The following is a 25,557-nucleotide window of genomic DNA, read 5'->3' on the forward strand; positions in this document are numbered from 1 at the left end:
CACCCGCGTGTGCACGGGAGAGTCCCCCGTCTCGCCGGTCCCCACGCCGACACGCGGGTAAATGCCTGGCCTTGCCGTTCCCGTCAACGCCCCGCCTCTGGAAGATACGAGGCGGTCTCCAGAGCGGCTGAGCGGTGTGGGCGATTTCGAATTCTCATCACCACTTACTTTGTACAGCCGGACGGTTTCCAGCGCCCGGTCGGTACGGCCCGCTGGGGCCTCAGCCGTGGGATTCGCTCATACGGCACCGGCGATCGGGTCGGCCGTCAGCGGGGCTTGCGAGCGTGAGGACTGAGAGGATCTGGCCATGGGTGTCTTATGGCGGGCCGTGCTCGTGGGGGCCGCGATCGGAGTGGTGCAACTTTTCATCCGCCTCAATGGTCCAGAAGACGACTGGACGGCGACGGTCACGCTGTTCTTCGCCGCCTTCCCGGTGGGGTTGGCGCTGGGGTGGCTGGTCAGGCTGCCGCGCTGGTGGGTGGTGGGGATTCTGGCGCCGTTCGTCAACACCGCGATCCTCGTCGTCGCGTTCGCCGGTCAGACGCTTTTCTATGTCGAGGACCTTGGCATGAGGGCGATGAGCTTCGCCTTCGTGGGCATTGGAGTGGGCGGCCATGTCACGGCGGCGGCGGTGGTCGTCGCGGGTAATCGGACACTCCGCGCGCTCGCGGTCGGTGCGGTCTTCGCCGGATGCGTCGCCACCTCGTGGAGCCAGGACGCGATAGCCGAGGCGGCGCGCGTGCGAAGGCTGACCTATGCCGGACTGCCGCTCATCGCGCCTGCCATGCCGGATTATCGGCCCACGCATCTTAATGAGTGGTTCGACGAATTTCTGCTGGGGCCACCGTCGTTCGAGCTCGAGTACGAGCACGTACGCGACCGTTCTGCGTTCGAGGTCTTCGTCATGTCGACGAGGGCGACGTCGCCGCAGGCCTCTTGTGCCGAACCTGTTCCGGATGTGACCAACCGACTCGGCGTGACCGGGACCTGCCGGCAGGTGTCACCGGATGTCTGGGTGCGCCGGGAGCCCTACTACATCAGGGTCTTCGCCAGGTACGGCGACGCCCTGGTGCAGATCGCGAGTGACAACACCCCCGAAGCCGACCTGCTCGCCGTCCTCCCGACGTTCCGTCCTGCCACCGCGGAAGAACTGGCCGCGATCGGCGAGATCTGAGCCGCACGCCCGGGCGGGTCGGACCCGAGTCGCGACCCTGCTCATCGTGCTCCTGCCGCGCCCGGTGCGGCACGCCGGTTGACGGCCCGTTCCGCGCCGTTCCACGTCAGGTGCCGGCGTCCCGGGTCGATGTCACTCGGCCGGTCGGGTGCTGTCTCTGGCGAGTTGGTCCTGGAGGCGGGCGTGGCGGAACTGGTAGACGGAGCCGACCGTGCGTAACACCCCGCGGCGGTGGGCGTCGTCGAGAAAGCGGATGCCCTGGTGGGGGAAGACGCCGGTGCGGCCCAGCAGGACGAACGCCACGGTCGCCGACCATGACTGGGAGACGGCGATGGTGACCGCCAGAGCTTCCCCCAGCCCGGTGCCGATGCCGAGGAGCCATCCGGCCTGGGCGCCTCCAACGATCCCGCTGGGCAGACCGAAGCCGACCCCGGCGATCAGGCCGTAGGCGAGCCCTTCCACGAGGCCGGACCGGCGGTCGCGACGCCAGCAGGTGACCGGGTCCATCGGGCCGGCGGCGTCGGCGAAGCCCTGGACCAGGCTGTTGAAGACGCCGAAGAGCAACATGGCCGCCAAGCCGATCACCGCGCCGGCCAGCAGGCCCGTCGGCAGACCCGCGGTGAGGCCGAACGCGAGCCCGTCCGCCAGGCCGAGCACGACGCCGAACGCGAGGCCGACGGTCATGCTTCCCCTGGTCGCGATGGCCTTCCAGCGCAAGGGCCGCAGCCGGCGCGGGCCGGTCCTCCTGCGCGCCTCGGTCAGCGTCGCCGCGATCCCGGACGGCAGGCCGAGGCCGAGTGCGGCGACGAGGCCGATCCCGATGCCGTCCGCGATCCCGCTGGTCGTCCCTACGGCGAGGGCGAAGGCGATCCCGGCGGTCAGGGCCGACGCGAGCGCTCCGGCCAGTCCGCCCGCGAGCGCGGGCCGCGGCCTCACCCCGCGGCCCATCGCCAGGCCGACCCCCACGGCGTTGGCCACCCCGCACACCGTCCCGGCCACCAGGCCGCTCTTCGGCCCGAACATCATGCCGTACGCGACGCCCAGCGGAAGCCCGGCCCCGGGCGCGGCGGGCAGCCCCGCGATGAAGGCGCGGACGGGCGCGGGCGCCCATTGGCGGATGTGCCACCACGCCAGGTCCCGGGTGCCGCGGCGGTTCATCTCGGCGGCCAGGAAACCGAGCCAGCGACGGGCCTGCGCGGCGCTGTACGGCACGGGCTCGCCGCCGGGGCGCGGCTGGTAGGCGGTGGGCACGACCCGCCCGAGCAGGAACGCCTCCACCTCGGCCCGCTCGGTGAACTCGCGGGTGGTGAGCGCGTCGAGCTCGGCCGCGGCGGGGAAGGTGTCCCTGACCAGGGTCAGCATGAGCGGGTTGTCCAAGGCGGAGCTGAGCGCGCTGCCGGGCGCCGCGCGCAGGTGGCCGGCCAGGCGCTGCCAGCCGGGTGGGGGCGGGTGGACCTGGCAGCGGATCAGATAGTCGGCCGCCTCGGTCGATGGCACCGGCAGCAGCTCCAGCGCGGCGGCCCCCTGCAGGTGACCGCCCGCCACCGCGTCCACGAGCTCACCGGTACGGGTGAGCAGCATCAGGCGAAGCGTGATGTGCTGGTCCAGTGCGCGGATCGCGACCGGTCGCAGGTCGTCGGCGATCTCGTCGAAGCCGTCGAGTACCAGGGCCACCTGCCCGCCCTGCACCATGCGCGCGGCGGCGTGCCTGCCGTAGGCGGCGGAGCGGAGGAAGGGATATTCGGTGGTGAGCCGGGCGATCAGCCACTCGTCCAGGCGCTGCTGGCGGGGATTCCAGTCGTGCGCGGTCAGCAGCACCGGCACCGGCACCCGTGCCCGCCGCGTCACGTCCAGGGCCTGCCGATGCTTCAGCGCGTCCAGCACGGTCAGGATCGCGACCGCGGACTTGCCGCGACCCGCGCCGCCCAGGACGATCAGCCGGCCCGACTCCAGGCCGGCGTAGACGCCGAAGAGGTCGGCGATGCCGCCCTCGGCCAGCGTGGCCGTGGTCGCCGCGGCGATCCCGGGCAGCGGCGCGAACCGGGCGTGTCCCGCCGCGCCGAGCGCCTCTTCGACCGGCCCGGTCACCGCCCGGCTCGACCAGCGCCACCGGACGGGGATCGGCGTGGGGTAGCGCAGCCGCCGCTCGGCCGCCGCCTGCTCCCATTGCGCCAGCACCGCCGCCGTGAGCGCGTCGCTCGCGGACGCCAGGCCGTCGACCGGCGCCGGATCCTCCTGGCGGCTGCGGCTCCACAGCCACAGCACCACGCCGCCGGTCAGCGTGAGGACGGCCGTGACGCTCTGCACGACGTCGCCGAGCGGCCCGCCGGGGGATACCGTGACCACCGCGACCACCGACGTGGTCACCCCGACCACCGCCGCCAGCCCGGCAAGCGGCCAAACCCGCCAACGTCTCCGGCTCGGCACAGCCCGAGTATGGCAGGAGCGCCCATATAAACGGATAGCCCGCTGGAATCACCATCGCTGCGAAACCGAAGAGGAATGGCGATGGACGTCCATTCCGCCCCACCTGTCGAACAGCCCCGCTGATGCCTGCCGAATCCGGCATTTGCCGAGCGTGATGAGCAGAGCATCTGTCTTGGGGAAGAGGGTGCAGAAATGTCCGATTGATCGAGCGTCTGACGCCGAGGTTCCTATGCGTCCACGAGAAAGATCACGGTACCGGTCGCCATTTCTCCGGCCATAACGCTGGTGAGTCGAAGTCGCCGCCCGCGAGGAGGGCGGCACGGCATGCCGCGTCCGCTTCGCCCGGGTACACCAGAAGTTCCGCGAGAGCGTACCGGTCCATGGCGCCATCGTCCCACCGCGGGGCCGCCCGTCTTCGTCACGCCCGGTTCAGGGGCTTGCTCACACGAGAACGCCCCGTGCCGGTGATCCGGCTTCGGGGCGTTCTCGTGGGATGCCCGGAGGGGCGGTCAGTTGCCGAGGACCAGCATGATGGGGGCGCTGATCTGGTTGGCGCTCAAGTCCATGCGCTGGCGGCGGCCTATCTGGACGCCGTAGGACTTCTCCTCGGCGGAGACGCCGGGTACCTGGAAGATGAAGACGCAGTCCATCTGGCCCTGCACGGTGCCGATCGTGAGGGCGCTGCGGGCGATGGTCTTGCCGTAGGAGTTGGTCACGACGACCGGTGTGCCCTCCTTGATGTCGGCGTTGGGACCGCTCTTGACGCTGCAGTTCTGCCCGTTGCTGATGTTGATCACGTTCGGGTCGCCCTTGACGGTGATCTCGCCGCCCACGTTGAGCGTCGAGACCGTCGGGGACGGCGACGCGGACGCGCCGGTGTCGCCGACGCCGTTCATGGAGGCGACGACGTAGCCGCCCGCGCCCAGCAGCACCACGGGGAGGCCGATCGCGAGGAGCCAGAACATCGGGCCGCGCTTGCGCTTCGCGCCGACGTCCGTGGCGGTGTCGTCCTGCCCTCGATCGTCGTACAGGGACGAGCTGTAGAGCGATTGGCCGTAGTGGGACGCCGGGCCGTAGAGGGCGGGGCCTTGCCCGGACTGGTCCTGGGACGGCGGGTCCTGGGCGGGCCAGCCGAAGGCGGACGGGCTCTCGGCCGGCGTGCCGAAGGGGGACTGGGTCTCGGCCGGCGTGCCGAACGGGGACTGGGTCTCCGGTCCGCCGAAGCCGTCCGCCGACCGGCCGTAGGGAGACTGGCTGTCGGGGCCGTAGGAGGGCTGGCCGTAGCTCTCGGCGGGCCGGCCGTAAGGGGACTGGCCCTGGGACGGCTGGCCGTAGGGGGGCTGCTCCTGGGACGAGCGGCCGTAGGCCGATCGGTTGTCGGGCGGCATCCCATAAGGGGATTGCGCGGCGGACGGCTGCCCATAAGGGCTCTCGGACGGCTGACCGTAAGGGTTCTCGGACGGCTGGCCGTAGGGGGACTGGTTGTCCGCGGACTGGCCGTATGGGGATTGGCCGGGGGAGGGCCGGGTGTACGGGGACTCACTCTGGGATGGCTCACCGTACGGGGACTGGTTTTGCTGGGAAACGTCGTAGGGGGATTGGCGGGGGCCGTTCTGGTACGCCATCGTTGGTCTCCGTGGTGGCCGGGTTTGGTGCCGTAAAGACAAGCAGCACACCTTAGCCCGGATCCTCCTCGCGCAGGACGCGATCGGGTCGTTAATCGGTCACGGGACGATATCTTGGCGGTTACCTGCGCTTCATAGGGCGCGAGGCCGCCCGCGAGGCCGGGACCGGGCCCGCGCGGGCCGGTTCCGGCGTGCCGACCGGCACGACGCGCGGGCGTGCTCAGTGACATCACGATCGGCGACAATCCGATTACCCCGAGGAATTGGATTGATCCGTCGCGGCCGGTCACGGGGAGAATGGGCGGTGCTCGCGCGAAGGCCGCGGTCGCGGATGCTTTCCAATTGTGACGGGGGACTTGATGAGGGTCGCGTACGCCACGGCGCCGGGAACTCCCGGGCGCCGTAATGAGGATTTCGTCATGGCGGGTCCCGACTGGGTCGTGGTCCTCGACGGCGCGACCGCGCCCGCGGGCGTGGAATCCGGCTGCGTCCACGACGTGCCGTGGCTCGTGGCGCGGCTGGCCGCCGCCCTGGCCCGCGGCCTCGTGCTCGACCGCGGCGCGAGCCTGCCGGACATCCTCGGGGAGGCGATCGGCGCGACGATGAAGGCGCACGTCGACACGTGCGACCTGGCGAATCCCGATTCGCCGTCGTCCACCGTCGTGATGCTCCGCCGGCATGGGGAGAGCGCCGACTATCTGGTGCTCTGCGATTCGCCGGTGGTGCTGGCGCGCGCGGACGGCGGCGTCGAGGTGGTCCACGACGACAGGACGGAACACCTGCCCGGCGGCCGTCCGTACAGCTTCGAACTGGTCCGGTCGATGCGCAACCGGCCGGGCGGGTTCTGGGTCGCCTCCACCGATCCGGGCGCCGCGCGTGAGGCGCTGTCCGGGTCGGTCGCGGCGTCGGACCTCGACGGGGCGCTGCTGCTCACCGATGGCGTGACGCGCCTTGTGGAATGGTTCGGGCATTCCTGGGAGACGCTGCGCCGCGTCGCCGAGGAGCAGGGCCCCGCCCGGCTGATATCCCTGGTGCGGGAGGAGGAACGGAAGACCGCCGTCCCGCGCCCGGGGAAGCCTCACGATGACGCGACGGCGGCGTGGGTGTCGTTCCGGGAGTAGCGTGCCGGGTGAGGGAGGTCAGACGACTCATGACGGACAAGCCGCCCACCACGATCGGCGCGTGCTACGCGTGCAAGCGCGGGTTCGCCTACGACCCGGAGACGGTCACCCTGTTCCCCGTCGATCCCGAGACCGGGCTGCCCCCGGGGATGACGGTGCTCGGCTCGATGCGCGAGCCGTCCCCCGAGGCCCTGGCCAGGGCCGTGCGCAAGCCCGTGTGCCCGGACTGCGTCCGCAAGGCCGAACAGTTCAAGGAGGCCTCGGAACGGGCGGCCGACCCGTCCGCGGGCTGGAAGACCTGGACCCGGGGCGACGACGGCTGATCCCGGCGGCCCTCCCCGGAACGGATGTCCGGATACGCCGGGTCGGGGTAGGACTCGCGTGACGGGCTCCACGACGTCGAAAGGATCACGATGGGCGCTCCTGAGGACGTGCTCGCCCACATCCCCCCGGGCGCCGACCTGATCGTCCCGAACGCCGCGGGCGAGCCGGTCACGCTGCTCGACACGCTGGAGGCGCACGCCGGCCGCCTGGACGGGGTGCGGATCCACCGGATGGACCCCCGCCGCGAGCGCGCCTACATCCGCGGCGAGTTCGGGGACCGGCTGCGGCACGTGGACTACTTCCTCGGGCCAGGCTCCCGGCGGGCGTACTGGGACGGTGGCTGCGACCTGGTGCCGGCGCACTTCAGCGAGGCGGCGATGCTCATGCGCGCCACGACGAAGTGCACGCTGGCGCTCGCGTCCGTCAGCCCTCCCGACCGGCACGGGTACGTGAGCATGGGCACCAACGCCGACTACACCGCCTCGTTCATCGGCGACATCCCGTTCTTCGTCGAGGTGAACCCCAACATGCCGTACACCTCCGGAGAGAACCAGATCAAGCTCGCCGACGTCGCCGGCTGGTGCCACTCGGAGGCGCCGCTGCCCGAGCTGGAGCGCACGCGGCCGGACGAGCGGGACACGGCGATCGCCGCCCACATCGCCGGGCGCGTCCCGGACGGCGCGTGCCTGCAGATCGGCGTCGGCCGCGTGCCGAGCGCGCTGCCCGCCGCCCTGTCGGGCCACCGCGACCTCGGCGTGCACACCGAGGTGCTGTCCGACGGCATCATGGAGCTGGTCGAGAAGGGCGTGGTCACCGGGGCGCGCAAGCGCCACTTCCGCAACAAGCACGTCGCGACGTTCGCGATCGGCACCCGCCGCCTGTACGACTGGCTGGACCACAACGGCGCCGTCGCGATGATGCCGGCGGCCTGGGTGAACAGCCCGAGGACGGTCGCGCGCGAGCCCGGCACGGTGTCGGTCAACGCCACCAGCGAGGTCGACCTGCTGGGACAGGCCGCCAGCGAGACGATCGCGGGACGCTACTGGTCGGGGTCCGGCGGGCAGAGCGACTTCGCGCGCGGCGCCATGTACTCCGAGGGCGGCCAGGGTTTCCTGGTCCTGCACGCGACGACCGGCGACGGGAGGAGCCGCATCAACCTCCGGCTCACCCCGGGCAGCGTCGTCACCACGCTGAAGAACACGGTGGACAACGTCGTCACCGAGTACGGCGTCGCCGAGCTGCGCGGCCGGACGATGGCCGAGCGGGCGGCCGCGCTCATCGGGATCGCCCACCCCGGCCACCGGGACCGCCTGCGCCACGAGGCCCGCCACGCGGGCCTGCTGCGCTGACGACGGGGCCCCCGGACGCGCCGTCGCCTCCGGCTAGGCGTCCGCGAGGACGTCCCTGGCCTTCATCAGGGCGAAGCCGAGCAGGTTCAGGCCCTGCCAGTCCGCGGCCGAGGCGGCGCGTTCGTCGGAGGCCGTCAGGCCGATGCCCCAGACGCGGTCGTGGGGGCTGGCCTCGACGAGGACGTGGTCGCGCGTGCCGAGCAGGAACTCCCTGAGCTCGGGGCGCGCGCCGAACTTGGCGACGTTGCCCCGGACCACGATGGCGAACCGGTGCGCCGCCCACGTCTCCTCGGAGAAGCCGCGGACGGCGCGGCCGAGGGCCTTGGCCTCGCCGGGGTGCCCGGCGGCGAGGATCGCGGACGCGGTCTCGTCGTCACCGGACAGCCACGCCTTGTGGGCCATCATGTAGTGCTCCGCGGACCGGTACAGGCGCCCGTCCTCGGTGAAGTCGACCGGCCACCACTGGCTCAGGACGCCGGGGCCGATCCGGCCGTCGCGCCGTGGGCGGTGTCCCCAGAAGTACAGGTAGCGCGGGCGCCTGCCGGAACGCTCGGCGGTGACGGCCTCGGCGACCGAGTACGGGTGATCATGGATCGTGGGCACCGTCCCAGGGTGACATGTCCGGATGGGGGACACCATCGCTTATTGGCTGCCTGCCGCAGGGGATTGTGCGGGGTTCTCGGGCGGGTCCGGAAACGGCTATTGAGGAGGCGTGGACGGGAAGAGAATGTCGTTCGGAACGGGAACCGAATACGGGGACGTTATTGCAGGGAGTCAGGGATTCCCATGGCGGCGGTGAAATGGTCGGCCCACTTTCTTTGGATGTGACATCCGAAATGGCGGTACTGCCCGGGTGGGCGGGCTCCCGGCTCTGGCCTGGGCGCGCTCCCACGGCCCGGCGGCGCGGTGCGGCGGCCCGGGTCTGAGCTGGGAAATCCGGGCCGCACCGACCGCCCCGCGAGGCGTGTCCCTATTCAGAAGTCCGCGGCGGCGTAGGGTCCCGGTTGAACCACGAATATGATTCGTGTAATGACAGCCTTGACAAAACACCTATAAGATCCCCCATCGTGGCTGAAGTCGCTCTTCCCGGTCTCCGGTTGGCCGATGATCTGTTCTTTGGGATGCATTACGACATAACCGGTCGAATGCGACTGCACGCCCGGTTGACCGGCCTCGGTCTCGCCGCGGCGCTGCTGGGCGAGCTGATGCTCGCCGGACGGATCGCCGTGCACAAGGTCGAGGGCGAGACCCGGCTCCTCCCGGCCGGCCCGCCCCATCCGGGTGCGGGCGCCGGCGCGGGGCACCCCGAGCACGGGCAGGACATGGTCACCCGCGCCGTCCTCGACCACATCGTGGCCGAGCCGTCCCACCGCTTCCGCACCTGGCTGCAGTTCATCGCCCGGACGGCCCACGCCGACGTCGCGACCCGGATGACCGCCGCCGCCCTGCTGCGCCCGCAGCGGATGCGGCTGTCCTCCCGGTACCTGCCGGTCGACGCCAACCAGGCGGCGTGGCCGGTCGGACGGCTCAACCTGGCGGTGCGGCGCCGGGAATCCCTGAACACCCAGGACCGTGTCCTGCTCGGCCTGCTGGTCGCGACGGGCGTCGGCAGGCATGTGCTGTGGGAGCACAACGCGGCGTACCTGGCGCAGTCCGCGGCCGGGCTAGCGGCCCCGCTCCAGGAACTGCTCGCGCAGACGGAGGCCGCCGTCGGAGACGCCGTCATCAGCCGCCGGTGACCTGCCTTCCGGCCTCCTCCCTTCCCCCTTGCCAGAAGGAGCCCCGGTTGTCCCTGACAGAGCAGAGAACCGGCGCCGTCGCGGCGGCGCTGGCCAAAGATCGCCTCGGCGTGCCGTCGGTGGTCTTCTTCGTCATCTCGGCGGCGGCGCCGCTGACCGTCGTCGCGGGAGTGGTCGGCACCGCCTACGCGGTGACCGGCGTGACCGGGGTGCCGCTGGCGTTCCTCGTGCTCGGCGCGATCCTCGCCGTGTTCGCCGTCGGCTACGTGACCATGGCCCGCCACGTCGTCAACGCGGGCGCGTTCTACGCCTACACCGCCCAGGGGCTCGGCCGCCCGCTCGGCGTGGCCACCGCGTGGGTCGCGCTGCTGGCCTACAACGCGTTGCAGGTCGGCCTCTACGGCCTGATCGCCTCGGCGGCCGACCCGCTGCTCGTCGACTGGTTCGGCGTCAGCCTCGACTGGTGGGTCGTGGCACTGGTCGCCTGGGCGCTGACCGGCGCGCTCGGGCTGACGCGGGTGGACCTGAACGGCAGGGTGCTGGCGGTGCTGCTGATCGCGGAGATCGCCATCGTCGTCGTGTTCGACATCGCCAACCTGACCCACCCCGCCGCGTCCGGCTACTCCGCCGAGGGCCTCACCCCCTCCAGCCTGTTCATGCCGGGCCTCGGCGCGCTGATCGCGGTCTGCGTCGCGGCCTTCTCCGGCTTCGAGTCCTCGGTGGTGTTCTCAGAGGAGAGCAAGGACGCGCGGCGTACGGTGCCGGTCGCCACCTACGTCGCGCTCGCCGTCATCGCGGGGCTCTACGCGGTCTCGTCCTGGGCGGTGAGCGTGTCGGTGGGGCCGGACCAGGTGGTCGAGGCGTCCAAGAGCCAGGGCACCGCCCTGCTCTTCGACCTGGCCGGGCGGCACCTGGGGCCGGCCGTGGCCACCGCCGGGTCGGCGCTGTTCGTGACGAGCATCGTGGCGGCGCTCATCGCCTTCCACAACACGATCGCCCGGTACGTCTTCGCCCTCGGCAGGGAGAGGGTGCTGCCCGCCGTGTTCGGGCGCACCTCCGTGCGCACCGGGGCGCCGTTGATCGGCTCGGTGACGCAGAGCGTCGTCGGGCTGGCCGTGATCGCCGTCTACGCGTTCGCGGGGCTGGACCCGCTGGTCGACCTGCTGTTCACCAGCGGCGCGTTCGGCGGTTTCGGGGTGCTGCTGCTGCTCGCGGGCACGTCGGTGGCGGTGCTGCTGTTCTTCGCCAGGACGCCGGGCACGGAGAACGCCTGGCGCACCAAGGTCGCGCCCGCGGCCGCCGCGGTGCTGCTGTTCGTCGTGCTCGGACTCGCGCTGACCAACTTCGACGTCGTGCTCGGCGTCGAGCCGTCCTCGCCGCTGCGCTGGATCCTGCCCGGCGCCTACGTGGTCGCCATCGCGCTCGGCGTCCTGTGGGGGCTGGCCCTGCGCGCCAGAAGGCCGGACGTCTACGCCCATATAGGGCTGGGGGCCCGGGCGGCGATCGGGGAGGGCAGATGACCGAGACGGTCCCCCGCACGCCGCCGAAGCCCTGACCGGAGCCGCGGTGCGCGTCACACCTTGGTGACGCGCACCGCGTCCGCGACGACGTAGCCGGTCGTGGACGTCCAGCGGCTGACGCCGACCACGTCCCGCGCGCCCGCCGCGAGCGGGAAGACGCCGAGGTCGCGCCACTGGCCGCCGCCGGAGCGCTGGTCGACGGCGACGACCTGGTTGCCCGAGGCCGTGGCCACGACGTACGGCGTGGCGGAGTTGTAGCCGGGGTCGGCCGGGTACCGCGCCTCGACCCGGTAGGAGCCCGCCTCCGGCACCGTCACGCGGAACCACGCCGGGTCGCTCGCCGCGACCGGGCTCGCGAACCGGTAGTCCGCGCCGTACCGCTGGGAGGAGTACGCCGAGGTGCCCCAGGCGGCGCTCGCGGTGAAGCCCGGGTCGGCGTTGTCCACGACCACGCTGAACGGGGCGCCGGTCCCGCTCACCGTACGGCCGGGGCTGGGCGCGCTCTCGTGGTGGGTGCGGTCCAGGGCCGAGACGTAGTAGGTGTAGGTCCCGGCGGCCGAGGCGGTGGTGTCGGTGAACGAGGCCGCGCGGGTGGTGGCGAGCAGGTGCCGGGCGTCGGCGAACCGGCACGGGTCCGCGCCGGGGGAGCCGTCCACCCGGTAGACGGCGTAGGAGGCCGTGGCCGTGGAGCCGGGACGCCACGCCAGCGCGACGCCGCCCGAGACGCGCGACGCCGAGGTGACCGTCGGCGCCGGGGGCGCGGACGCCGTGCCGTACGCGGGCGCCAGCGCGGGCTTGGAGTAGTGGTCGGTCACGACGCGGCTCATCGCGCCGATGCGGTCGGCGCGGACGTCCTTGGCGCTGAAGTACACGTCGCCGAGGATCTCCGGGTGCTTGCGGTTCTCCAGCAGGTGGTTCGTGAGCTCGGCCGGCTGCTGCCAGGCCGGGTCCTGCCCGGAGGCGCCGGCGCGGTAGGCGGCCTGGCCGGCGTAGAGCTGGACCGCGGTGCCGCGCACGGTCTCCGACCACCAGGCGGCGAGGACGGCGTAGTCCGCGGCGGGGAAGCCGATGTGCCAGTAGATCTGCGGCGCGATGTAGTCGATCCAGCCCTGCCGTACCCACAGCCGGGTGTCGGCGTAGATGGCGTCGTAGGACTGCAGGCCGGAGGTGCGCGAGCCGAGCGGGTCGGTGGCGGAGTTGCGCCAGATGCCGAACGGGCTCACGCCGAACCGCACCCACGGCTTGGCCTGGTGGACGCGGCCGCCCAGCTCGCGGACCAGCAGGTCGACGTTGTCGCGCCGCCAGTCGCCGATGTCGGCGTGGCCGCCGCCGTACTGCTCGAAGGTGGCCTGGTCGGGGATGGTCTCGCCGCTGACCGGATACGGGTAGAAGTAGTCGTCGAGGTGGACGGCGTCGATGTCGTAGCGGGTCACGGCGTCCATGACGGCGTTCTCGATGAAGCTCCGCACGGCGGGGATGCCGGGGTTGTAGTACATCTTGCCGCCGTAGGCGAAGCGCCAGCCGGGATTGCGCCGTGCGGGGTGGTCGGCCGCCAGGCGGGCCGGGTCGGTGTGATTGGCGATGCGGTACGGGTTGAACCAGGCGTGGAACTCCAGGTCGCGGGCGTGGGCCTCGGCGACCATGAAGGCCAGCGGGTCGTAGCCGGGGTCGGCGCCCTGGGTGCCGGTCAGCCACTCCGACCACGGCTCGTAGCGGGAGGGCCAGAACGCGTCGGCGGTCGGCCTGACCTGCACGACGACGGCGTTCATGCGGTCGCGGACGGCGAGGTCGAGCACGGCGCGGAACTCGGCCTGCTGGGCCGCCACGCCGAGCCCGGGGCGGCTCGGCCAGTCGATGTTGGCGACGCTCGCCACCCACATCGCCCGTAGCCCGCGCTTGGGCGTCGCGGGGTCGGTGGCGCAGGCGGACGTCGTGGCGGCGGCCGGGGGGACGGGGGCGGCGTTCGCGGCGGCCGGGGTGAGGGCGCTGATGAGCACCAGGGTGAGCGCCGTCGCGGCGGCGCGGGCGAGGCGCCGGTGGGCGGGGGCTGCGGCGGGCCGCCGGGGGCGGCTCGCTGGGTGGGGGGTCACGGAGATTATCTTCAGCGCCTATCGCGGAGGGCGCAATAGTCTTCAGTGTGTCGGTCAGGTTGATCTTGACCGACGGTCGGGTGGCCGGAAATCTTCGTGCAGGTGAAAAGTAATGTCAATCATCGACATTGCCCCGAAGATTTTCTACTGTGCAGCCGTCGGCCCCTCCACTGAGGAGTTCTCATGACATCCCCCCACCCCCGGGCGATCACGGCGGCCGGCCGCCTGCTCACCGCCCTCCTCGCCTGCTCCCTCCTCGTCCTCGCCGTCAGCCCGGCGCACGCCGCCGCCCCCGTTCCCCTGGCGGACGCGTTCGCGCGCGCCGCCGCCGCCCACGAGGTGCCCCGCGACCTGCTCGTCGCCCTCGCCTACTCCGAGACCCACCTCGACGGCCACGGCGGCGAGCCGAGCGCCGACGGCGGATACGGCGTCATGCACCTCGTCAGCAACCCCACCACCCACACCCTCGAACGCGCGGCGGAGCTCACCGGCCTGCCCGCCGCCACCCTGCGCGCCGACACCGCGGCCAACGTCCTCGGCGGCGCCGCCGTCCTGCGCGCCCACGCCGACCAGGCCGGCCTCGACGCCGCGGCGCGCCAGGACCTCGGGCGCTGGTACCCGGCCGTGGCCGCGTACTCCGGCGCCTCGACCCCCGCGGTCGCCCGGCTGTACGCCGACACCGTCTACGAGTTCCTCGGCCGCGGGATCAAGGCCGCCGGCGTGACCGTGGCCCCGCGGGAGGTCACCGCCGACCGCGGCGACCACGCCCGCGCGCTCGACCTCAACGCGGCGGCCGCCGCCCCCGACTACCCCAACGGGAGCTGGGTCGCGGCCAGTTCCGGCAACTACACCGCGTCCAGCCGTCCGTCGAGCTACGCGATCGACCGGGTCGTCATCCACATCACCCAGGGCTCGTACGCGGGCACGATCTCGTGGTTCCAGAACCCGAGCGCGCAGGTCTCGGCGCACTACGTGGTCCGCTCCTCCGACGGCGCCGTCACCCAGATGGTGCGCGACAAGGACGTCGCCTGGCACGCCGGGAACTGGGGCTACAACACCCGGTCCATCGGCATCGAGCACGAGGGCTACGTCACCGACGCCTCCTGGTACACCGACGCGATGTACCGGGGCTCGGCGGCGCTGACCCGCTACATCTGCGACAAGTACGGGATCCCCAAGGACCGCGCCCACATCATCGGGCACTCCGAGGTCCCCGGCGCCACCCACACCGACCCCGGCACGTACTGGAACTGGACCACGTACATGCGGTACGTGACCGGCGGCGGCACCCCCTCCTGGTCGACGACCGTCGACAACACCACCGCGGGGCGGTTCACCGCCAGTGCGAACTGGGGCACCTCCAGCTACTCGCCCCAGCGCCAGGGCGCCGACTACCGCTTCGCCGGCCCCGTCGCGGCCAGCGACCCCGCCTGGTACAAGGCCGCCATCCCCAGCGCGGGCGACTACCGCGTCGAGGTCTGGTACCCCGCAGACCCCGGCTACAACAGCTCCGCGCCGTACATCGTCGCGGCCTCGGGCGGCAACCAGACCGTCTACGTCGACCAGCGGACCGGAGGCGGGACATGGCGGACCCTCGGCACCTTCGCCCTCGCCGCCGGCGACCGTGACGTGGTCGCCGTGAGCCGGTGGACCGCGGGCACCGGCCTGCTCATCGCCGACGCGGTGCGGATCTCGCGGGTCTGACCGCGCCCCGCGCACCCTCGAATACGGCACGGCCCACGCCGAACGCGTGGGCCGTGCCTCTTTTGGGCCCCGGCCCAATACGAGCCGCCGCCGGTTCCCCATTCCGTGACCGTGCCGGTACCCCGAGTAGCACATACACCATTCGTATCGGTCTCGCCACCCTGTGGTTGACAATTAGTTGCCGTTCGCCTGACAACATGATGAATCCGAACCCACTAGGCCGGACTCTCGCGATGACTCATAGTTTGTATTGCAAGTCATTGACCAACCCCGCCGAATAAGGGAGACGGAAATGAAGAAGGCTGGAATCCTCGCGAAGCTCGGTGTCGGCGCCGCCCTGGCGTTCGGTGTGGCCGCCGCGATGGCGCCCGGGGCCCAGGCCGCGGCGCCGTCCTTCTCCGCGACGCCGAACACGGGGCTGAGCGACGGTTCCGTCGTCACGGTGTCGGTCTCCGGCGCCGCGGCGAACGAGACCTACAGCATCGCCGAGTGCGCGCACCTGGCGGCCGGCGTCCTGGCCTGTGACGAGAGCAGCGGTGCTTCGTTCACCACGGACGCGAGCGGTGCCGCGACCTTCCCGGTGACGGTGCGCAAGACCTTCGAGGGCAAGACCTACGAGGGCACCACCGTCGGCACCGCCGACTGTGCGGTCGACGCCTGCTACCTGGGCGCCGGCAACAACAACCTCGTTCTCGGCGAGGTGTCGCTCTCCTTCAACTGACCCGCGTGCGGGCAAGGTAACCCGATTCGCGGGTGAGCCCGCGTGGCGAGACCGGCCGCGCCGGTCGTGCCGTCCCCATCGTGGCGGGGAACGGCACGGCCCGGCGCGGCCTCGTCATGTTCCGGGGCGGCGCCGTACGGCCGGAAAATGGAATGCGCCGGTGAATCCGAGCGGTTATGATGGAGGTGGATGATCTTAGCCTGAGGGGCCGAGCCCCTGGTGAATCGTGAATTTCACGGTGCCGGACAATGGGCTGTGAATAGCCGCTTGGGCCTCTTGTCAAGGGAGACGGGCATGGACGAGCGGCGTTTGGTGAAGGTTTCCAAATACCTGTCCAGACACCTGCGGCACTCGCCCGGCCGCATCGGCGTCGAGCTGGACGCCCAGGGCTGGGTGCCCGTCGGCACGCTGCTGGAGGCCGCCGCCGCCCACGGCTTCCCGATCACGCGGGACGAGCTGGAGCGGGTGGTCGCCGAGAACGACAAGCGGCGGTACGAGATCGCGGGGGAGCGCATCCGCGCGAGCCAGGGCCACTCGGTGCCCGTGGACCTCGCCCTCCCGCCCGCCGCCCCGCCCCCGTACCTCTACCACGGCACCGTCGCCCGCAACGTCGCGGCCATCCGCGCTGAAGGACTCCGGGCGATGAGCCGCCACGACGTCCACCTGTCGCCCGACCGCGAGACCGCCGCCCGCGTCGGGGCCAGGCGGGGCACGCCGGTGATCCTCAGCGTCGACGCCGGGGCGATGCGCGCGGCGGGGCACGAGTTCCGGGTCAGCGCCAACGGCGTGTGGCTGGTCGCCCACGTGCCGCCCGGCTTCATCCGCTTCCCCGGCTGAGCCGCCCTCCCTCCCGCGGTTCTAGCATGGGAAGGTGTGACGCCGATGCCGTGACCGTGGCCCTCTGCGGTGACGTCATGCTCGGCAGGGGCGTCGACCAGATCCTGCCGCACCCCGGCGATCCCGCCCTCCGCGAGCCGTCCGTCCGCGACGCCCGCGACTACGTCGGCCTCGCCGAGGCCGTGAACGGCGAGATCTCCCGTCCCGTGCCGTTCACCTGGCCGTGGGGCGACGCCCTGCGGGTGCTGCGCGAGGCCGCCGTGCGGGTGGTCAACCTGGAGACCAGCGTGACGAGCGGCGGCGAGTACTCGCCCGGCAAGGTCATCCACTATCGGATGCACCCCGCCAACCTGCCCTGCCTGGCGGCGGCCTGGCCGGACGTCTGCGTGCTCGCCAACAACCACGTGCTCGACTTCGGCCGCCACGGCCTCGAGGAGACGCTCGGCGCCCTCGCCGGCGCGGGCCTGTCCGTGGCGGGCGCCGGGCGCGACGAACGGGCGGCGCGGCGGCCCGCGATCGTCCCCGCGGGCGGGGGCAGGGTGCTCGTGTACGCCGCCGGCACCGAGTCCAGCGGCGTCCCCGCGGACTGGGCGGCCACCTCCGAGCGCTCCGGCGTCAACCTGCTCCCCGACCTGTCGGAGGCCACCGCGGCCGAGATCACCGCCCGCGTGCGGCGGGCCAAGCGGCCCGGCGACATCGCGGTGGTCTCCCTGCACTGGGGGTCGAACTGGGGGTACCACGTCCCGGCGTGCCGGATCCGCTTCGCGCACATGCTGATCGACGGCGGGGCCGACATCGTGCACGGCCACTCCTCCCACCACCCCCGGCCGTTGGAGGTGTACCAGGGCAAGCTCGTGCTGTACGGCTGCGGCGACCTCATCGACGACTACGAGGGCATCCCCGGGTACGAGCGGTTCCGCGACGACCTGCGCCTCGTGTACCTGGCCTCGGTCGACCCGGCGTCCGGCCGGCTGACCGGACTGCGCCTCGTCCCCCTCGCCGCCCGCCGGATGCGCCTGGAACGGGCCGGGGAGCAGGACCGCGCGTGGCTGCGCCAGGTCCTGGAAGAGATCAGCCGCGAGCTCGGCGAGGAGACCGGGTCGGCGGCGCCGCGGATCGAGACGGAGGGCGGCGATCTGGTCCTGCGCTGGTGATCGCCGTGCCGGAAGCCGGGCCGCTCAAGCCGGTTCCTCGTCGAGGCCGCCGGCCAGGACGCGGGCGGCGGCCGTGTCGTCGTCGCCCATGCCCGAGTAGCCGTCGCGCCGGTGGCGCTCGGCCTGGTCGTCGATCCACCGGGTGTGCGCCTCCCAGGCGGCCTGCTTGCTGGTGCCGAGGGCGGCGCCGATCTGCGACCAGGAGGCGCCCGCCGCCCGGGCGGCCCGGACGGCGAGCTGGCGGCCGTACCCGGCCTTCCTGGCGATCACCTCGCCGAGGGCGAGCACCTCCAGGGCCTCCCCGCGGGTGAGGGGCGGAGGGGCGTCGGGGACCGGGAGGTCGTCCTCTCCGGCGGGGGTGGAGAGCGCCTCGCGGGCGCGCAGGTGGTCGTAGCGGGCGGTGGCGGTGACGAGCGTGAACCGCTTCTCGAGATCTTCGGGAGTGACCATGGCCCGAGTATGCGCGTCAAGCCATCCTGACGTCAAGACGGCTTGACGACACCGCCGTGTCGCCCCGGAGGGCGAGCGGACGGGGGCAGGCGCCCGGATTCGGGAGGGCGAGCGGACGGGAGCGGGCCCCCGGGTTCGGGAGAGCGGGCCGGTACGGGGCGGGCGAGGTCGTCTGGAGGGCCTGGATCAGGAGGGAGAGCCTCGGTGGAGGCGCCAGCCGGGGGCGGTCGCGCCGCCGGGGTGGATGGCGAAGGCGCGCAGCTCGAAGGTGTGGCGGCCGTCCGGGGCCGGGAGCCAGACGCCCTCGGGGGAGGGCAGCATCTCGGTGATGGTCACAGGACCGGCGGTGCGGGCCACGTGCCGGTGGAACACCTCGATCAGGTGACGGCTCGCGAAGTCCAGCAGCAGCGGCTTCGGCTCCTCGGGAGTGCGGTAGTACACCTGCTCCGGCATCCCCGCGCGGGCACGCCACGCGCGCGCCGCCCTGACCAGCGACCACCCCGAGAGATCCGCCTCCCACGGCAGGCCCGGCTCCTGCCACCGCTCCCGCTGGTAGACGACGCCCCCCACGGTCAGTCGAGGCGTGTGCCCCGGCAGCGTGAACGGGTGGTCCTCGACCGCGGGCAACGTGAACGCCGCCAGCGGGTCGAACCCGGGGGCGCGCTTGAGCTGGGGATGCAGCAGCAGGGGGCCGTCCTCGTCCCACAGGGCCACGCCCGCGCCGTCGCGGCGCACCCGCAGGGCGGACGCCGGCACCGCGCCACCCGCCGCGGGCAGGTGCGGGCGCAGCTCGACCAGCGTGTCGGCCACCCGGTACGGGAAGATCTTCGTGCCGCGCCCGATCAGCACCTGGGCCACCCGCACGCCCGCGTCGGCGAACACCTTCTCCATCAGCGCGGCGATACGGTCCGGCCCGCCCTCCTCGCGGCGGAAGTGATCGGTCGGGAACACCGACAGCAGCGCGGGCGCGTGACCCTCGCCCACCACGATCTGGAAGTCCCCCTCGGCCAGCGCCCGCTCGTCGCGCGCCGCGATGAGCAGGTCCACCGAGGTGAACGCGGGATGGTCCGCGCCCGGCACCGGCACGTCCGCGAGCATCTCCCGCGCCCGCGCCGCCAGGGCCATGACCTCCTCCGCCCGCAGCTCCACATGCGACTCGCCCTCGCGTCCCTCCAACAGCCCCCGCACCAGCCCCTCGAACCGCGCGAGCACCGTACCCGCACCGCCGGCACCACCCACGGAGGCATCGCCGCCCGCGCCGGGAGGGCCGTGCGGGTCCGCGCCGGGAGCGCCGTGCGGATCTGCGCCGGGAGCGCCGTGCGGATCTGCGCCGGGAGCGCCGTGCGGATCTGCGCCGGGAGCGCCGTGCGGATCTGCGCCGGGAGCGCCGTGCCGGTCAGCACCGGGGGCACCGTTCCGGTCCGCGCCGGGGGCACTGTTGCGCCGGTCCGCGCCGGGGGCGCCGTCGTGCCGGTCGGCGCCGTGCCCGGTGGTCGCCGCGCGCAGGTACGCCAGCAGCGAGACCTCACCCTCCGGGGCCACGGCGTCGAGGACGCGGCGGGCGCGGGCCTGCTGGTCGTGGCGGCGCAGCAGCGCGGCCGTCCTCCACAGCTCCAGCACCGGGACGAGCCCGTCCCCCACCCGCCGGGTCACCGGCTCGCCCAGCTCGAAGCGGTTCAGGTCGCCCCGGCACTCCTCGAAGACCAGCGTCCTGTCCACGTACATGCGCCCCGCGCCGCGCCGCGCGGCCTCACCGGTGAGCGCCTCGTAGCGCTCCTCCAGCTTGCGCGCGGCGGCCACCCCATCGGCACGCGAATCCGCGCCACACGCCTCGACCAGGGACGCCAGCTCGGCAGCGGTCGCCTGCCACTCGCGCACCGCCTCGTCCCCGCCCCGGCCGGGATCCTGAGCCGGAAGGGCGTCCAGCCACGCGATCACCGCGTCGAGCGGACGAGCCGTATCCGGTGCCACGAGCGGCGCATACGTCAGCAGCCGCCGCCGCACCAGCCCCTCCACCCGCCCCACGACATCCTCCACGACACCACGCGCCCACCCGCCCGGCGTCCGCCCACCCTCCGGCTCCGTGGCCCGCGTCCGCTCGGCGTCCCCTTGCGGGCCCCGTGTCGGCTCGGACTCCGCCTGCGGGACCCGCGTGCGCTCGGTTTCCGGCTCCGCTAGCTGTGTGTCCTGGGCTTCCGGGGCCGGGGGCCGCGTCTCGGTGGTTTCGCGGGACAGTTCGCGGGCGAGTTCGCGTACCGTCAGGCCCGTCTCGGACAGGGCGATCAGGCGGGCGTCCAGCGGGTCCAGGGCGGTCGAGGCGCCGGTGATCTCGTTGACGGCGCCGTCGCCGGTGAACCGGTGCGCGAGGGAGGGGCGGGGACGCAGGTGGCCGCGCATCCGCGGGTCGGCGCGCACGCCGTCGGAGATGGCCTCCGCCAGGCGGGCGGAGGCGAAGACGGTGCGGGTCACGGCCGACGGGTCGCGCTCGACGCGGGCCGCCGCCGGCAGGTCCGGGTTGAGCGTGCCGTAGTTGACGGGGCCGAAATGGCTGTTGGTCTCGTTCTTGGCGGCCAGCCGCTGCAAATAGGTGACCAGCCTGCGCTCGATCTGGCGGTTCTCCCGGTTCGGGCCGGACGGCGACACGGCGTACTTGCGCAGGCCCTCGTGGAAGGCCGGGCTGAGCAGAAGCACGGCGTCCCGCAGCAGAGGGTCAGCCGCTCGGGCCTTCAGGCGCGCGGAACACCGCTCCAGCTCGCCCTCGTGGGCGGCCGACGCGCGCGCGGCCAGCTCGGCGGCCTCCGCGAGCAGGCGGTTCCACTCCAGCAGCGCGGCCGCCAGCTCCGCGCCGGGGGCGGACTCGGGCCGGGGTGCGGGGACGCGCCGGCCCACCGCCGCGCGCTGCTTGCTGAGCAGCCGCCCGGCCGCCGGGTCCCCCTCGCGGGCCGCGCGCACGGCCTCGGGGAACGCCTCACGCAGCAGATGCTCGCGGTGCTTCTCCGCAGCATGCTCGGCGGCCAGCACGGCGTCCACGCCGGCGGCGGTGTCCGGCAGCCGCACCTCCTCCAGCGCCTCGTACGGAAATCCCGTCGTGCGCACCACGAGGTGGTCGTGGAGAAGCCAGCTCATCGTGCCGCTCCCCGGACGTGTGGGGTGCCCGACGTGGTGGGAATCGCCATTTCTCCGCCTTTTCATCCTGCGGTACCGGGTCGCACTGAAAACTCTGTGCGACCCACCCATCGCGAACCAGGCGAAGACGGGTCAGCAAGTTGCCGGACGATATCCGCTTCCTGCCAACCAGCGGACGGAATGCGTGAACCACCAGGCCCACCTGCGAAGATACGGCGAGAGAACCCCGGACACGCCGACGACCGGCACGAAGGCAACGAACCGCCGGAACACAAGGAACACCCGGCGAATTCCACCTTCCCGACCGTTCGAGGTCAGCGAACGTTCATACGGCTTACTGGGACACTTGAGTTTCCTCCCCGGAAGGTCAGGGAGGAGGGCGCCTGCGAATTCCGCCGGATCGGCCGGTCGTCAGTTGACGTTCATGTGGCTTACCAGCGCACTCGCGCTTTCCGTCCCGGGGAGGGGTAAGGCCTCTGGCGGAACGCGCCTCCCCGGTCGGTCGATGTCAGCCGGTGTCCATGCGGCTTATCAGGACGCTTGGGCTCTCGGCGCCGGGGGCGAGGTGGGAACGGGCCGGGTCGTTGCCGGTTGCCGTGATGGAGCGGAGGAGTTCGAATATGCCGGAGGACAGGCGTACGGGGCCGAGCGCCTCGGCGCGCCGTCCGTCGCGGACCCGCCAGCCGAGCACCACGGTCGTGAACGTGCCGCGCCGTCCCCGGATCGCGCCCGGCTGGACGACTCCGACCGCCTCGACGCCGTCGCCCATCTCGGCGCGCAGCGCGTCGAGCGACCGTTCGCCGGCGGCGAGCGAGATGCGGGACGGGCTCTCGACGGCGGGCTGGTCAGGGGCGGCGCGCCGCGCGGCGCCCGAGGGGGCCACGCCGAGCTCCGCGGCGCTGGTGCGGCCGGTGAGGAAGCCGCGCAGCACCCCGCCGTCCAGCAGCGTCTGACGGCGGGTCGGCGTGCCCTCGGCGTCCACGGGGCCAGAGGGGTCGTCCACGAGGGTGACGGCGGGGGAGGCGATCCGCCGGCCGACCCGCTCCAGCAGCGGGCGCATCCCCGCGAGGACGTTGCCCGCGCTGAACAGGAAGCCCAGGCTGCGGACGAGGTGGGCCGCCACCCCGGGATGGAGCAGCACCGGGAGCGGCCCCTCGTCGCCGAGCGGCCGGGGCCCCGCGAGGTGGACGGCGCGGAACTCGCGGGCGCGTGCGGCGAGGGCGTCCCACCGCAGCTCGTCGAACCGCGAGGCGGTCAGCCCGTCCACCATGTGCCCGCCGAGGCCCTCCAGCCAGTGCCAGGCGTGGTGCGCGCTCTGCTCGTACGCCACCGCCGCGCCCGTCCAGTCGGCGGCGATCGTCCAACTACGGCTGTGCACGTACTCGGCGCCGAGGCCCGCAGGACCATCCGACGTCGCCAGCAGCTCAGCCAGCAGGCCCCGCGACATCTCGAACGGAGCCTCCGGCTCTGCAGGTGCCGGATGCACGTCCGTGCCCCGCGACATTGCAGAGCGGCCGTCAGCGCCAGTCACGGACAGGAGTGGGGCACCATCCGTGTTCGAAGTCGCCTGCGTGGTGCCGTCGGTGTCCGAGGTCGCGTGCGGGGAGTTGTTCGCGTCCGGGGTCGGACGCGGGGCGCCGTCTGTGTTGGGGGTCGGGCGTGGGGAGCTGTCCCTGTCCGGGTTCGGGGGGGTGTTTGTGGCTGGGGTCAGGGAGATCAGTGGGAGGCCGCTGTCGGCGCGGGAGCGGCGGGCCAGGGCGACCGCCAGGCGGGCCACGTCATCGGGGAACTCCGGTGGCGCGCCCAGCAGCAGGGCGGCGGCGCCGTCTCCGGCGCGGACCCGCAGGCCCGTGGTGGTGGTCACGCCCTGGCGGGCCGCGTGGGTGCCGTCGGCGAAGACCTGTACGGCGCGGACCGAGGTGGACACGCACTCGACGTCGGCCGCGTCCCCACCGGCCGCCGCGACGGCATGCAGCAGCGCGCGGCATCGGTCCAGCAGCACGGACACCTCGGCCGGGGCGGCGCCTCGCACAGCGCCTGAAACCGCGCCGGGGACAGTGCCCGAGACAGCCCCTGAGACTGTGCCCGAGACCGTGCCCGAGACTGCGCCCGAGCCAATACCTAAGACCACGTCCGGGACAGTGCTCGAGACCGGGGCTGGGTCAATGCCTGGGGCCGCGCCCGAGACCGGGGCTGGGTCAATGCCTGGGGCCGCGCCCGAGACCGGGGCTGGGTCAATGCCTGGGGCCGCGCCCGAGACCGGGCCTGGGTCAATGCCTGGGGCCGCGCCCGAGACCGGGCCTGGGTCAATGCCTGGGGCCGCGCCCGAGACCGGGCCTGGGTCAATGCCTGGGGCCGCGTCCGGGAGCGCGCCTCGGTCGGTGTCCGGGGTGGTGCCTGGGTTGATCGTGGTCATGGGCCGCTCACTGTCATGCGGGCCACCCGCAGGGTGGGCTGGCCTACTGAGACTGTTACCGGGAACTGGCCCAGCTTGTTGCACTGGTAGCCGTATGGCATGAAGCGCAGGTCGTCGCCGATCATGTCGATGTCGCGGAGGACGCCGGGGCCCGTGCCTGACAGGGTCGCCTCCCGGATCGGGGCGGTCAGCTTGCCGTTCTCGATCAGCCGTCCGGCCGTCACGCGCACGCTGAAACGTCCCGAGCTCATGTCCGTCTCGCCGGACACGATGGACTCCACGTACAGGCCGTACGGCGTCGCGGCGATGATCTCCTCGGGGGACGATCGGCCGGGGGCGACGTAGGTGCAGCTCATGCGGGGCAGCGCGGGGTAGGCGTAGCTCAGCCGCCGTCCGTGGCCGTGCGGACGCAGCCCGGCCGCCGCGGAGGCGCGCCGGTCACGCAGATAGGAGCGCAGCACGCCGTCCTCCAGCAGCGCGACCTCCTCGGCGGGCTCTCCTTCGTCGTCGAAGTCGTACAGGCCCGCGCCGAGCGGGGCCCGCGGCGCGTCGATCAGGGTCAGGCCCGCCGGGGACAGCAGGTCGCCCAGCAGGCCGCCGTACGCGGCGCCGGGCAGCAGCGCGACGTCCGCCTCCAGTCCGTGGCCGCACACCTCGTGCAGCAGCGCGCCCGGGCCGCCCGGGGCGAGCACCACGGGCATCTCGCCCAGAGGCGGCTCCACGGCGTCCAGGTCGCGGACGGATGCCTCCGCCGCGGCCCGCGCCAGCGCTCGGACGACGTCGTCACCCGGTGCGCCTCCCAGTGGCCCGCCGACCGGTTGCCCCCGGTGGCCCTCCGCGATGGGAGGCGCAGGACGGATCTCGGCCCCGGCGACGCGGAGGGTGCGGGCGATGACGCCGTCGCGGCGCGCGGTCGCGTGGATTCGCAGCTCCAGGTGGCGGTGCGTGCCGTGGCGCAGCAGTCCGTCCTCGCGGGCGACCAGCGTGGCCCGCTCGACGAACTCGCCGGTCACCCGGGCGGTCACGACACCGGGGAAGGCCGCCTCGACCTCGTCGGCGGCGAGGGCCACCATCCGGGACAGCTCCTCCGCCGTGGCCAGGCCGGCCTCCGCGACGGCGGCGAAGCCGTGGGAAGCCGGTACGGCAGGGGAACCGCCGAGGGGAGTGGTGGAGGAGCGATCGTCCGCCGGGTCGCCGGGACGCAGGTCGTAGGGGGGAGTTCTGCCCGGGTCGCCGGGACGCAGGTTGTACGGGGGTGTTCCGCCCGGGTCGCAGGGACGCAGGTCGTAGGGGGCGGTTGCGGCTGGGCCGCCGTGCCGGCCGGTGGGGCGGGCGGACGTGGGGTCGTCGGCGAGGAGGGCGGGGAGGCGGGACGGGTCGAGGTAGGGCAGGTGGCGGTGGTGGACGCCGTCCGCCGTGGTCAGCGACAGCCCGGTACCCTCGCGGCGGCGCTGCGCCAGCCGCAGCCCGAACCGGTCGGCGACTGCGCGGGACAGCACCCACGACTCGGCGAACACCTCGGCCCGCCGCCCCGGTCCCGCCGCCGCAGCAGCGGTGCGCAGCGCGGCCTCCGGGTCGATCACGGGGGTGGCCGGCGAGGAGGTCTCCTCGAGGGCGGGGCGGGCCGCGTGCCGCGGCCGGGCGCCGGGTCTGGGTTCGATATCGGTACAGGTGCCGGGTTCGGTAGCGGGTCCGACTCCGATATAAGGTCCCACTCCGGTGCCGGGGCCGGGTTCTGTGCCGTGTCGGGGGCCGGGTTCGGTAGCGGGTCCGGCTCCGG

Annotated in this window: 18 protein-coding genes; 10 read left to right on the forward strand and 8 right to left on the reverse strand. The window is 72.9% G+C overall.

All coding sequences use genetic code 11. The features are described from left to right. Window positions 1–307: 307 nt before the first annotated feature. Window positions 308–1,174: a hypothetical protein gene (locus BJ981_RS29160; RefSeq protein WP_184616635.1), complete on the forward strand. Its 867-nt coding sequence runs from the start codon at window positions 308–310 to the stop codon at window positions 1,172–1,174. Window positions 1,175–1,306: 132 nt separating this feature from the next. Here the strand turns inward: BJ981_RS29160 and BJ981_RS29165 are convergent, their stop codons facing one another. Both BJ981_RS29165 and BJ981_RS29170 read right to left on the reverse strand, forming a co-directional pair. After that, window positions 1,307–3,541, reverse strand: coding sequence for a hypothetical protein (locus BJ981_RS29165; RefSeq protein WP_184616636.1), 2,235 nt, complete (start codon window positions 3,539–3,541; stop codon window positions 1,307–1,309). Between the two features lie 569 nt (window positions 3,542–4,110). Next, window positions 4,111–4,989, reverse strand: a complete 879-nt coding sequence (locus tag BJ981_RS29170; protein ID WP_184616637.1) for a hypothetical protein — start codon at window positions 4,987–4,989, stop codon at window positions 4,111–4,113. A gap of 656 nt (window positions 4,990–5,645) precedes the next feature. Between BJ981_RS29170 and BJ981_RS29175 the strand changes: the two genes are divergently transcribed. The 3 genes from BJ981_RS29175 (at window position 5,646) to BJ981_RS29185 (ending at window position 8,020) form a co-directional block, all read left to right on the forward strand. Beyond that, window positions 5,646–6,347 carry a protein phosphatase 2C domain-containing protein gene (locus BJ981_RS29175; protein WP_239139567.1) on the forward strand — a complete coding sequence of 234 codons (702 nt, stop codon included), beginning with the start codon at window positions 5,646–5,648 and terminating at the stop codon, window positions 6,345–6,347. A 29-nt stretch (window positions 6,348–6,376) separates the two neighbouring features. After that, window positions 6,377–6,670, forward strand: a complete 294-nt coding sequence (locus BJ981_RS29180) for a hypothetical protein (RefSeq protein ID WP_184616639.1) — start codon at window positions 6,377–6,379, stop codon at window positions 6,668–6,670. A gap of 90 nt (window positions 6,671–6,760) precedes the next feature. Next, window positions 6,761–8,020 (forward strand): acetyl-CoA hydrolase/transferase family protein, encoded by a 1,260-nt coding sequence (locus BJ981_RS29185; RefSeq protein ID WP_184616640.1) that lies wholly within the window; start codon window positions 6,761–6,763, stop codon window positions 8,018–8,020. 33 nt (window positions 8,021–8,053) lie between these two features. On the opposite strand, the gene ybiA is transcribed toward BJ981_RS29185, so the two are convergent. Continuing rightward, window positions 8,054–8,614: a riboflavin biosynthesis intermediates N-glycosidase gene (ybiA, locus tag BJ981_RS29190; RefSeq protein ID WP_239139570.1), complete on the reverse strand. Its 561-nt coding sequence runs from the start codon at window positions 8,612–8,614 to the stop codon at window positions 8,054–8,056. Between the two features lie 473 nt (window positions 8,615–9,087). Here ybiA and BJ981_RS29195 point away from each other — a divergent pair, with 473 nt between their 5' ends. Continuing rightward, entirely contained in the window at window positions 9,088–9,759 is a 672-nt protein-coding gene (locus BJ981_RS29195) for a GOLPH3/VPS74 family protein (protein ID WP_275422326.1), read from the forward strand. Window positions 9,760–9,806: 47 nt separating this feature from the next. After that, window positions 9,807–11,279: an APC family permease gene (locus BJ981_RS29200; protein ID WP_204070554.1), complete on the forward strand. Its 1,473-nt coding sequence runs from the start codon at window positions 9,807–9,809 to the stop codon at window positions 11,277–11,279. Between the two features lie 53 nt (window positions 11,280–11,332). Here the strand turns inward: BJ981_RS29200 and BJ981_RS29205 are convergent, their stop codons facing one another. Beyond that, a complete protein-coding gene (locus tag BJ981_RS29205) occupies window positions 11,333–13,369 on the reverse strand; it encodes a family 10 glycosylhydrolase (protein WP_184616643.1) in 2,037 nt (678 codons plus the stop codon). Window positions 13,370–13,552: 183 nt separating this feature from the next. Here BJ981_RS29205 and BJ981_RS29210 point away from each other — a divergent pair, with 183 nt between their 5' ends. The 4 genes from BJ981_RS29210 (at window position 13,553) to BJ981_RS29225 (ending at window position 17,785) form a co-directional block, all read left to right on the forward strand. Continuing rightward, complete coding sequence (locus tag BJ981_RS29210) at window positions 13,553–15,073, forward strand: golvesin C-terminal-like domain-containing protein (RefSeq protein ID WP_184616644.1); 1,521 nt, start codon at window positions 13,553–13,555, stop codon at window positions 15,071–15,073. Window positions 15,074–15,365: 292 nt separating this feature from the next. After that, window positions 15,366–15,794, forward strand: coding sequence for an enediyne antibiotic chromoprotein (locus BJ981_RS29215; protein ID WP_184616645.1), 429 nt, complete (start codon window positions 15,366–15,368; stop codon window positions 15,792–15,794). 294 nt (window positions 15,795–16,088) lie between these two features. Next, a complete protein-coding gene (locus BJ981_RS29220) occupies window positions 16,089–16,631 on the forward strand; it encodes an RNA 2'-phosphotransferase (protein WP_184616646.1) in 543 nt (180 codons plus the stop codon). A 50-nt stretch (window positions 16,632–16,681) separates the two neighbouring features. Next, window positions 16,682–17,785: a CapA family protein gene (locus tag BJ981_RS29225; protein ID WP_239139569.1), complete on the forward strand. Its 1,104-nt coding sequence runs from the start codon at window positions 16,682–16,684 to the stop codon at window positions 17,783–17,785. A gap of 24 nt (window positions 17,786–17,809) precedes the next feature. On the opposite strand, the gene BJ981_RS29230 is transcribed toward BJ981_RS29225, so the two are convergent. The 4 genes from BJ981_RS29230 to BJ981_RS39480 form a co-directional block, all read right to left on the reverse strand. Then, window positions 17,810–18,235: a hypothetical protein gene (locus tag BJ981_RS29230; RefSeq protein WP_184616648.1), complete on the reverse strand. Its 426-nt coding sequence runs from the start codon at window positions 18,233–18,235 to the stop codon at window positions 17,810–17,812. A 186-nt stretch (window positions 18,236–18,421) separates the two neighbouring features. Beyond that, a complete protein-coding gene (locus BJ981_RS29235; RefSeq protein ID WP_184616649.1) occupies window positions 18,422–21,361 on the reverse strand; it encodes a lantibiotic dehydratase in 2,940 nt (979 codons plus the stop codon). Between the two features lie 508 nt (window positions 21,362–21,869). Further along, complete coding sequence (locus BJ981_RS29240) at window positions 21,870–23,363, reverse strand: TldD/PmbA family protein (RefSeq protein WP_184616650.1); 1,494 nt, start codon at window positions 23,361–23,363, stop codon at window positions 21,870–21,872. A gap of 410 nt (window positions 23,364–23,773) precedes the next feature. Further along, the gene (locus tag BJ981_RS39480) at window positions 23,774–25,360 is read right to left on the reverse strand and encodes a TldD/PmbA family protein (protein WP_184616651.1); all 1,587 of its coding nucleotides are present in this window, start codon (window positions 25,358–25,360) and stop codon (window positions 23,774–23,776) included. Window positions 25,361–25,557 lie beyond the last annotated feature (197 nt).

It is taken from the genome of Sphaerisporangium krabiense (assembly GCF_014200435.1).
Lineage (GTDB): Bacteria > Actinomycetota > Actinomycetes > Streptosporangiales > Streptosporangiaceae > Sphaerisporangium > Sphaerisporangium krabiense.